This is a genomic window from Pseudoroseomonas cervicalis ATCC 49957 (genome assembly GCF_000164635.1).
GTDB classification, from domain to species: Bacteria; Pseudomonadota; Alphaproteobacteria; order Acetobacterales; family Acetobacteraceae; genus Pseudoroseomonas; species Pseudoroseomonas cervicalis.
The window spans coordinates 874724-883238 of the sequence record NZ_GG770777.1 but is presented as its reverse complement, the minus strand read 5'-3'; the positions used below and the strand labels follow the sequence as shown (position 1 = coordinate 883238).

The 8515-nt window shown below is 71.7% G+C and carries 10 protein-coding genes; 2 read left to right on the top strand and 8 right to left on the bottom strand.

What is annotated here, in order from left to right; all coding sequences use genetic code 11:
• Positions 1-59 precede the first annotated feature (59 nt).
• From HMPREF0731_RS03805 to HMPREF0731_RS03790, 4 genes are all read right to left on the bottom strand, one after another.
• Positions 60-1337 carry a TRAP transporter large permease gene (locus HMPREF0731_RS03805; RefSeq protein WP_007002703.1) on the bottom strand — a complete coding sequence of 426 codons (1278 nt, stop codon included), beginning with the start codon at positions 1335-1337 and terminating at the stop codon, positions 60-62.
• Complete coding sequence (locus HMPREF0731_RS03800; RefSeq protein WP_007002702.1) at positions 1334-1912, bottom strand: TRAP transporter small permease; 579 nt, start codon at positions 1910-1912, stop codon at positions 1334-1336. Before HMPREF0731_RS03800 ends, HMPREF0731_RS03805 begins: the two co-directional genes overlap by 4 nt.
• A 208-nt stretch (positions 1913-2120) precedes the next feature.
• On the bottom strand, positions 2121-3101 hold the full coding sequence (locus tag HMPREF0731_RS03795; RefSeq protein WP_007002701.1) for a TRAP transporter substrate-binding protein: 981 nt from the start codon (positions 3099-3101) through the stop codon (positions 2121-2123).
• Positions 3102-3152: 51 nt separating this feature from the next.
• On the bottom strand, positions 3153-4094 hold the full coding sequence (locus HMPREF0731_RS03790) for a LysR substrate-binding domain-containing protein (protein WP_007002700.1): 942 nt from the start codon (positions 4092-4094) through the stop codon (positions 3153-3155).
• A gap of 123 nt (positions 4095-4217) precedes the next feature.
• Between HMPREF0731_RS03790 and HMPREF0731_RS03785 the strand changes: the two genes are divergently transcribed.
• The gene (locus HMPREF0731_RS03785; RefSeq protein ID WP_007002699.1) at positions 4218-5435 is read left to right on the top strand and encodes an MFS transporter; all 1218 of its coding nucleotides are present in this window, start codon (positions 4218-4220) and stop codon (positions 5433-5435) included.
• Positions 5436-5520: 85 nt separating this feature from the next.
• Here HMPREF0731_RS03785 and HMPREF0731_RS24035 read toward each other — a convergent pair whose 3' ends face one another.
• On the bottom strand, positions 5521-5670 hold the full coding sequence (locus HMPREF0731_RS24035) for a hypothetical protein (RefSeq protein ID WP_007002698.1): 150 nt from the start codon (positions 5668-5670) through the stop codon (positions 5521-5523).
• Positions 5671-5769: 99 nt separating this feature from the next.
• Between HMPREF0731_RS24035 and HMPREF0731_RS03780 the strand changes: the two genes are divergently transcribed.
• On the top strand, positions 5770-6174 hold the full coding sequence (locus HMPREF0731_RS03780) for a GFA family protein (protein ID WP_007002697.1): 405 nt from the start codon (positions 5770-5772) through the stop codon (positions 6172-6174).
• 4 nt (positions 6175-6178) lie between these two features.
• Here HMPREF0731_RS03780 and HMPREF0731_RS03775 read toward each other — a convergent pair whose 3' ends face one another.
• From HMPREF0731_RS03775 to HMPREF0731_RS03765, 3 genes are all read right to left on the bottom strand, one after another.
• Positions 6179-6511 carry a YnfA family protein gene (locus HMPREF0731_RS03775; protein ID WP_007002696.1) on the bottom strand — a complete coding sequence of 111 codons (333 nt, stop codon included), beginning with the start codon at positions 6509-6511 and terminating at the stop codon, positions 6179-6181.
• Positions 6511-7944, bottom strand: a complete 1434-nt coding sequence (locus HMPREF0731_RS03770; protein WP_007002695.1) for an aldehyde dehydrogenase family protein — start codon at positions 7942-7944, stop codon at positions 6511-6513. Before HMPREF0731_RS03770 ends, HMPREF0731_RS03775 begins: the two co-directional genes overlap by 1 nt.
• Before the next feature lie 143 nt (positions 7945-8087).
• On the bottom strand, positions 8088-8515 hold a 428-nt coding region (locus HMPREF0731_RS03765), incomplete at its 5' end, for a hypothetical protein (RefSeq protein WP_007002694.1).

Here is an 8515-nt window from a genome sequence, read left to right as displayed (position 1 = left end):
GAGGAAGGCGCGCGCCGCGCGCGGCCGCAGCAGGCGGGCCGGCGCGGCGGGCGGGCGCATCAGCGGAACACCAGGTTCGGCAGCGCCAGCGTCAGCTCCGGCACATAGGTGATCAGCATCAGGCAGCCCAGCACCACGGCGATGAAGACGAAGAGGTAGCGCATCATCGTCTCGATGCCGCAGCCGGCCACCTGGGCGGCGGCGAAGAGGTTCACGCCGAAGGGCGGCGTGATCATGCCGAGCGCCAGGTTCACCACCATGATGGTGCCGAAATGCACCCCGTCGATGCCGACGCGCTGCGCCGCATCGGCCAGGATCGGGGCGAGGACGATGATGCTGGCGCTGGTCTCGACGAACATGCCGATGATGAACAGCACGATGTTGGTGCCGAGCAGGAACAGCGCCGGGCCCTCGAAGCTCTGCACCAGCCACTCCGCCGCCCGGTCCGGCACGCCCTGCCGGTTCAGCAGGTAGGAGAACAGCGCGGCGCAGGCGATGATGAACATGATCACCGCCGACGAGATCACCGATTTGCGGAACACCGGGTAGAGGTCGCGCCAGGACAGCTCGCGGTGCAGGAACATGCCGACGAGGATGGCGTAGAACACGGCGATGACGCTGGCCTCGGTCGGCGTGGTGACGCCGCCATAGATGCCGCCCAGCACGATCACCGGCATCAGCAGGGCGAAGCCCGCCTGGCGCAGCGCGGCGAGGAAGGGCAGCCGCCCCTCGCCATCGCGCTTGCCCCAGCCCTTGATGCGGCACCAGACCAGCACGGTGGCGATCAGCGCGCCGGCGATCAGCGCGCCGGGCACGAAGCCGGCGATGAACAGCTCGGGGATCGAGACCTGGGTGGTCACCCCATAGAGGATCATCGGGATCGAGGGCGGGATGACCACGCCGAGCTCGGCGGCCGTCGCCTGCAGCGCCGCGGCGAAGCCCACCGGATAGCCGTGCTTCACCAGCGCCGGGATCATGATGGTGCCGATGGCGAAGGTGGTGGCGACCGAGGAGCCGCTGATGGCGGCGAAGATCATGCAGGTGACGATGCAGGTCGCCGGCAGCCCGCCCTGCACCCCGCCCACCATGGATTTGGCGAATTCCACCAGGCGGCGGCTGATGCCGCCGACATCCATCAGATTGCCCGCCAGGATGAAGAAGGGAATGGCGGCGAGCGGGAATTTGTCGAGCGCGACGAAGATCTGCTGCGCCGCGACGATCAGCGGGAAGCGGGTGAAGCCCTCGATCCCGGCGATGGAGGCGAGGCCGATGGCCACCGCCACGGGGATGCCGGCGGCGAAGCCCACCAGCATGATGGTCAGCATCAATCCGGTCACAGCGCGGTCTCCAGCCCGGCCTCGCGCTGGTCGAGGAAATGCGCCAGCGCGCCGATCATGGCGAACAGCGCGCCGACCGGGATGGCGGCGTAGCCCCAGCTCATCGACACCTCGAGCCCGGCCATCTCCTGGAACCGCACCCGCTGCGCCATGCTCCAGCCGAACCAGAACAGCACGCCCATCAGCGACAGGTTGGCGGCCAGCGAGGCCGCCTGCAGCCCGCGCCGCAGCCCGCCGCCGCTGTAGCGGTGCGCCGCGTCGATCGACACCAGCGAGCCCGCGCGCAGCGCGACGGCGAGCCCCAGCATGGCCATCCAGATCAGCGCGGTGCGCACCAGCGCCTCGCTCCAGATCGAGGGCGTCTCGGTGGCGAAGCGGGCGATCACCTGCCACAGCCCGGCGCAGGCGGCGACGGCCAGCGCCAGCACGGCGAGGATGGCGGCCAGCTCGGTCGCCACGCGGTCCAGGGCGAGGATGACGCGGCGCGGCCCCTCCGCCCGGGCGCCGATCCACAGCGCGAGCAGGGTGGCGAGCAGGCTGGCCGCGCCGATGACCTGCAGCGGCAGCGTGTTCATGGGCGGGGAAGCCCGGCAAGGCGCGGAGGACGGGTCACGCGGGGTTTCCTGGATGGCGGGGCGGGTGGCCCGTGGCGTGGGCGGAGAGGGGCGGCCGCGGCACAGCGGGCGCCGGGGGAGGCACGAAGCCCGGCCAGGGCCGGGCCGGGCGGCGCGGCCATGGCGCCGCCCAGGGATGGCGGGAGGGCCGGGCGGCCCTCCCCACCGGTCACTTCCAGTCGCGCAGGCGGCGCAGCAGGTTGCCGTCCAGCTCCCGCTCGTACTGGGTGAAGGCGGCGGCGAGCGCGGTCTGGAACTGGGCGGTGTCGACGCTGGTGGTCACCGTCATGCCGCGGCGGCGCAGCTCGTCCACGCCGCTCTGCTCGTCGGCGGTGACCTTGGCGCGGTTGGCGTCGCGCCCGGCCTGGGCCGCCTGCAGGAAGATGGCGCGGTCGGCGGCGCTGAGCCGGCCCCACAGCGCCGGCGAGCCGATCAGCAGCGCCGGCGAATAGACATGGCCGGTCAGCGTCAGGTAGCGCTGCACCTGGTTGATGTTGTTGGCGACGATCACCGGGATCGGGTTCTCCTGCCCGTCCACCGTGCCCTGCTGCAGCGCCGGGATCAGCTCGGAGAAGGCCATCGGCGTCGGCAGCGCGCCGAGGGTGGAGAAGGCGCGCATATGCACCTGGTTCTCCATGGTGCGCACCTTCAGCCCGCGGATGTCGGCGGGCGTGTTCACCTCGCGCCGGGAGTTGGTCAGGTGGCGGAAGCCGTTCTCCATCCAGATCACGCCGACCAGGCCGCGCGCCTGGAACTTCGCCAGGATCTCCTGGCCGATCGGCGAATCCAGCGCGCCGCGCGCATGGGCATAGTCGCGGAACAGGAACGGCACATCCACCGTGCGCACCTCGGGCACGAAATTGCCCACCGGGCCGGTCGAGGTGATGGTGAAGTCGAGCGTGCCGATCTGCACGCTCTCGATCATCTCGCGCTCATTGTCGTTGCGCTGGATGGTGACGCGGTAGCGGTTGTTCGACAGCCGCTCCAGCGTCTCCTTGAACGCCATCGCGCCGGCGCCGTAGTGGCTGTTCGCCGTGGGCAGCGGGTGCTGGACGGTGATCTCGGTCTGCGCCGCGGCGGGCGCGGCGCCCAGCAGGGCGGTGAGGCCGGCGAGGCCGGCGGCGAGCGCGGTGCGGCGCAGCATGGTCATGGTCGTTCCCTCCCGCGGCGCGGCTTGCGGCGCCGGTTCCAGGGCTCACTTCTAGGCGAGGGTCGTTCGGGTTTCAATCGGTTGCGGCGCAACGCCATGCATGGTGGCGGCGACATGGCGCAATTGTCGGATGAAATCCCGCGCCGCCGGCGCAGCTTCATTGCGCCGGTAGGCGGCGGCGATCTCCGCCAGCAGCGGCTCGCCGGCGAGCGGGCGATACACCATGCCGGGCAGGCGCACGCAGTCGCGCAGCGATTCCGGCACCACCGCCACGCCGAGGCCGAGCCCCACCAGGCTGGCCACCGCCACCAGGTCGCGCCCGCCATGGGCGATGCGCGGCACGAAGCCGCCCTGCTGGCCGAGCTGGCGGGTGAAATGGTGGAAACCGGCCTTTTCCGGGTCGGGGGTGATGAAATCCTCGCCGGCCAGGGCGGCGGGCGCCACCTCGGCCCCGGCCGCCAGCGGGTGCAGCGCGGGCAGGGCGATCAGCAGCCGCTCGCGCAGCAGGCGCAGCGCCGTGACGCCGGGGGGGGCCGCGAAGGGCGGGCGGATGAAGCCGACATCGAGCGCGCCCTCCGCCACCGCCTCGACCTGCGGCACCGTCTCCATCTCCTGCAGGCGCAGGCTGACCTCGGGATGGGCGCGGCGCCAGTCGCCGATGCTGGCGGCCAGCACGCCGGCGAAGGCGGCCGAGGCCGCGAAGCCGATGCCGATGATGCCGCGCTCGCCGCGCCCGGCCTGGCGGCCGATCTGCGCCGCGCGCTCCACCTGGCGCAGGGCGGCCAGGGCCTCGGGCAGGAAGAGCTGGCCGGCATCGGTCAGCGCCACGCGGCGCTGGCCGCGGCGGAACAGCCGGGCGCCTAAGTGCCGCTCCAGCGCCTGCACCTGCTCGGTCAGCGAGGGGGCGGAGAGGCCGAGCCGCTCGGCGGCGCGGGCGAAATGCAGGGTCTCGGCCACCGCCAGGAAGGCGCGCAGATGCCGCAGCTCCATCATCCACCTTTGGCCGGTTGCAATTGCTGCATTCGGTAGCGCCGAATGATTTCGCGTCAAGCCGCCAATGACCGGGCGATGCTGCGCTGCATATAGAACAGGTCCTTGCCCCGAGGACCGAGCCCCATGTCCGCCACCACCCTGCAGCCGGCACGCCCCTTCATCGAGCGCGGCACCACCGAGTTCCGCCGCACCAACCTGGCCTTCCTCTGCGCCGGCTTCTCGACCTTCGCGCTGCTCTATTGCGTGCAGCCGCTGCTGCCGGGCTTCTCGGCCGCCTTCCAGGTCTCGCCGGCCACCAGCAGCCTGGCGCTGTCGCTGCCCACCGCCGTGATGGCCTTCGCCATGCTGCTGGCCAGCGCGGCGTCGGAGGCGCTGGGGCGCAAGCCGCTGATGGTGGCCTCGGTCCTCGGCTCGGCGCTGCTGACGCTGCTGGCCGGCTTCGCGCCGGGCTGGGAGGGCTTCCTGGCGCTGCGCGCGCTGCTGGGGCTGACGCTGTGCGGCCTGCCGGCCATCGCCATGGCCTATATCGCGGAGGAGGTGCATCCCCGCTCCAGCGGCTATGCCATGGGGCTTTATATCAGCGGCTCGGCCTTCGGCGGGCTGGTCGGGCGGGTGGTGGCCGGGCTGCTGCTCGACCATTATGGCTGGCGTGTCGCCATGGGGGGCATCGGCGCGCTCGGCCTGGTCTCGGCGCTGGTGTTCTGGCGCTGCCTGCCGCCCTCGCGGCAGTTCCGGCCGCGGCCGCTGCTCTGGGGCCAGCTGGCGGCCAATTTCGCCACGCATCTGCGCGATGGCGGCATGCGCTGGCTCTATCTGCTGGGCTTCCTGCTGATGGGCAGCTTCGTCACCCTCTACAACTATATCGGCTACCGGCTGCTGGCGGCGCCGTTCTCGCTGCCGCACAGCCTGGTGGCGGCGGTGTTCAGCGTCTATCTGGTGGGCATCGGCAGCTCCACCTTCGTGGGTGGGCTGGCGGACCGCTTCGGCCGGCCGCGCGTGCTGTGGGTCACCGTGCTGGTGATGCTGCTGGGCGTGGCGCTGACGCTGTCGGAGCACCTGGCGCTGGTGGTGGCCGGGCTGGTGGCGGTGACCTTCGGCTTCTTCGGCTCGCATGCGCTGACCAGCTCCTGGGTCGGGCGGCGGGCCGGGACGACCAAGGCACAGGCCTCGTCGCTCTACCTGTTCTGCTACTACATGGGCGCCGCCATCCTGGGCGGGGCGGGCGGGCTGGCCTGGTCGGCCTGGGGCTGGCACGGGGTGCTGGCGCTGCTGGGCGGGTCGCTGTCGCTGGCCCTGTTGGCCGCGCTGCGCCTGGCCGCCGGCCTGCCCCCGCCGCGCTAAACCCCCACCCCAGCACCCCTGGGCCCAGACGCCACGCAAAAGGGCCGCGACTCCCGTCGCGGCCCTGACCGGCAGCCGAAAGAAATTACTGGTAGCCGCCGGTTTTGGCGCGCTCCTTGGCGGCGTCGCTCTGGGCCTTTTCGTCGACCGGCTTCTGGTCGGGCGGGGTGCCGGTTTCCTCGAACGGCTTCTCGGTGCCGGTGCTGTCGGCGCTGGGGTTCTTCTCGTCGGCCATGGCGGGGTCTCCCTGGGCTGTGTTTCTCCCGGTGAAAACGGCGGGCCGGGCCGCGAGTTCCAGGGAGGGCCCACCAGAGGCCGCGACAGGGAGGGACACATGCTGACCGGTGGCTGCCACTGTGGAGCGATCCGCTACCGGGCCGAGGGGCGGCCCTCTCATCCCACCCTCTGCCACTGCACCGATTGCCGGCGCAGCAGCGGCGCGCCGGTGGTCGCGTGGTTCACCGTGGCGACAAAGGGCTTTCACCTGCTGCGCGGCGCGATGCGGTATTATGAATCGAGCCCCGGCGTGCAGCGCGGCTTCTGTGACGCCTGTGGCTGCAGCCTGAGCTGGGGCCAGCGCGACGGGGCGGAGATCGACATCGCCACGGCCAGCCTGGATGCGCCGGAGGCGGTGCCGCCGCAGGACCACACCTGGTTCGGCAGCCGCCTTCCCTGGATGCAGCCGGGCGATGCCCTGCCGCGCCATGCGCGGGAGCGCGGCAAGGGGCTGGCGGAGTAGCCTCTCAGGCCACGCCGCGCGGCCCGAGCAGGATCACGGCGGCGCCGGCCAGGCACAGGGCGACGCCCGCCATGTCCCAGCGATCCGGCCGCACCCCCTCGACCAGCCAGAGCCAGCCGAGGGAGGCGGCGATATACACCCCGCCATAGGCGGCGAAGGCGCGGCCGGCGGCACTGCTCTCGACCAGCGTCAGCAGCAGGGCGAACAGCGCCAGGCTGCCCATCCCCGGCAGCAGCCACCAGGCGGAACGCCCCAGCCGCAGCACCATCCAGACGGCGAAGCACCCCCCGATCTCCGCCAGCGCGGCGGCGGCGTAGATCAGGGCGGTGCGCGCCATCAGCCGTGCTTGATGGCGATGGTCTTCAGCGAGGCGAAGCCGGCCAGCGCCGCGAAGCCCTTCTCGCGGCCATGGCCGGAGCGCTTCACGCCGCCGAAGGGCAGCTCCACCCCGCCGCCGGCGCCATAGTTGTTGACGAAGACCTGGCCCACCTTGATGCCGCGCGACAGCCGCATGGCGCGGCCGATATCGGCGGTCCAGACGCCGGCCACCAGGCCGAACTGGGTGCCGTTGGCGATCGCCAGCGCCTCGGCCTCGTCGGTGAAGCGGATGGCGGTCAGCACCGGGCCGAACACTTCCTCCTGCGCCAGCCGATGGCTGGGGGAAACATCGGCCAGCAGGGTCGGCTGGACGTAGTAGCCGCCCTCCGGCGCGTTGGAGGCGATGCGCCCCTGGCCGGCGAAGCGCAGCCCGTCCTGCTTCGCGAAATCCAGGAAGCCGTTGACGCGCTTCTGCTGGTCCGCATTCACCAGCGGGCCGAGATCGAGGTCCAGCTCCGCCGGGCCGGCCTCCAGCTTGCCGAAGCGGGCGGCGAGATCCTCGACGAAGCGGTCGAAGATGGGCGCCTGCACCAGCACCCGGCTGCCGGCCGAGCAGGTCTGGCCGGCATTCTGGATGATGCCGTTCATCACCGTCGCCGCCGCGGTATCGAGATCGGCATCCTGGAACACCAGCTGCGGGCTCTTGCCGCCCAGCTCCAGCGTCACCGGGATGGTGTTCTTCGCCGCCGCCATCTGCACCAGCGTGCCGACCTCCGGGCTGCCGGTGAAGGAGACGTGGGAAATGCCGGGATGCGACGTCAGCGCCGCACCGGCCTCCTCGCCGAGGCCGGTGACGACGTTCCACACCCCCTCGGGGAAGCCGGCCTCCGCCGCCAGCTCGGCCAGCATCAGCGAGGACAGCGAGGCATCCTCCGCCGGCTTCAGCACGCAGGCATTGCCCATGGCGAGCGCCGCGCCGACCGAACGGCCGACGATCTGCATCGGGTAGTTCCAGGGCACGATATGGCCGGTGACGCCATGCGGCTCCCACACCGTCAGCACCGTCATGCCATCGGCATAGGGGATGGTGTCGCCATGCATCTTGTCGGCGCTGGCGCCATAGAACTCGAAATAGCGGGCGCAGGCGGTGGCATCCGCGCGCGCCTGGCGGATCGGCTTGCCGACATCGCGGCTCTCCGCCTGCGCCAGCGCCTCGGCATCGCGCAGGATCAGCGTGGCCAGCTTCATCAGCAGCCGGCCGCGCTCAGTGGCCGACAGACGGCCCCAGGGGCCCTCCAGCGCGGCCTGCGCGGCGCGCACGGCCGCGTCGATCTCGGCCGCGCCACCGCGCGCGATCTGCGCGAAAGGATGCCCGTCCGACGGGTTCAGGACCGGGATGTGCCGCTCGGCGGCGACACTGCGCCCGCCGATCCAATGGCCGTGATTCTGCATGGGTTCCTCCGCGGATCTGCTGGGCCAAGGTCTAGGACGCGGGGGCGGGGCTGGCCAGGGCAGGGATCAAGCCAGGAAAAGAGGAATCTTCTTTTTCTGAAGAAAAAGAAGCAAAAAGACTTTGTCCGTTGGCGGGGCGCCCCTCAGGCAGGCAGCGCGAAACTCAGCCACAGCCAGCCGACCAGCGGGATCGCCAGCAGCGACGGCCAGAGCAGGCGCCAGATGCGGGCAGGGCTGGTGCCCGCCAGCCCGGCGATCATGGCGGTGACGGCGAAGCTCATGCCGGCGGCAGCCGCGCCGGCGAAATTGTGCAGCCCGCCTGCCACCGCCGCCGGCAGGCCGGCGGCCTGGCCCAGCGCCGCCTGCACCGGCATCAGCGCGGCATTCGAGCCGACATTGCTGCCGGTCACCATGCCCGACACCAGCCCGAGCACCGGCAGGGCATAGGGCGCCAGCGGGCCGAGCGCCGCCCCGGCCTCGCCCGCCAGCCCGGCGGCGATGCCCGATCCCGCCAGCCAGCGGCCCAGCAGGACATAGAGCAGCATCGCCAAGGCCGGCCGCCGCGCCCGCG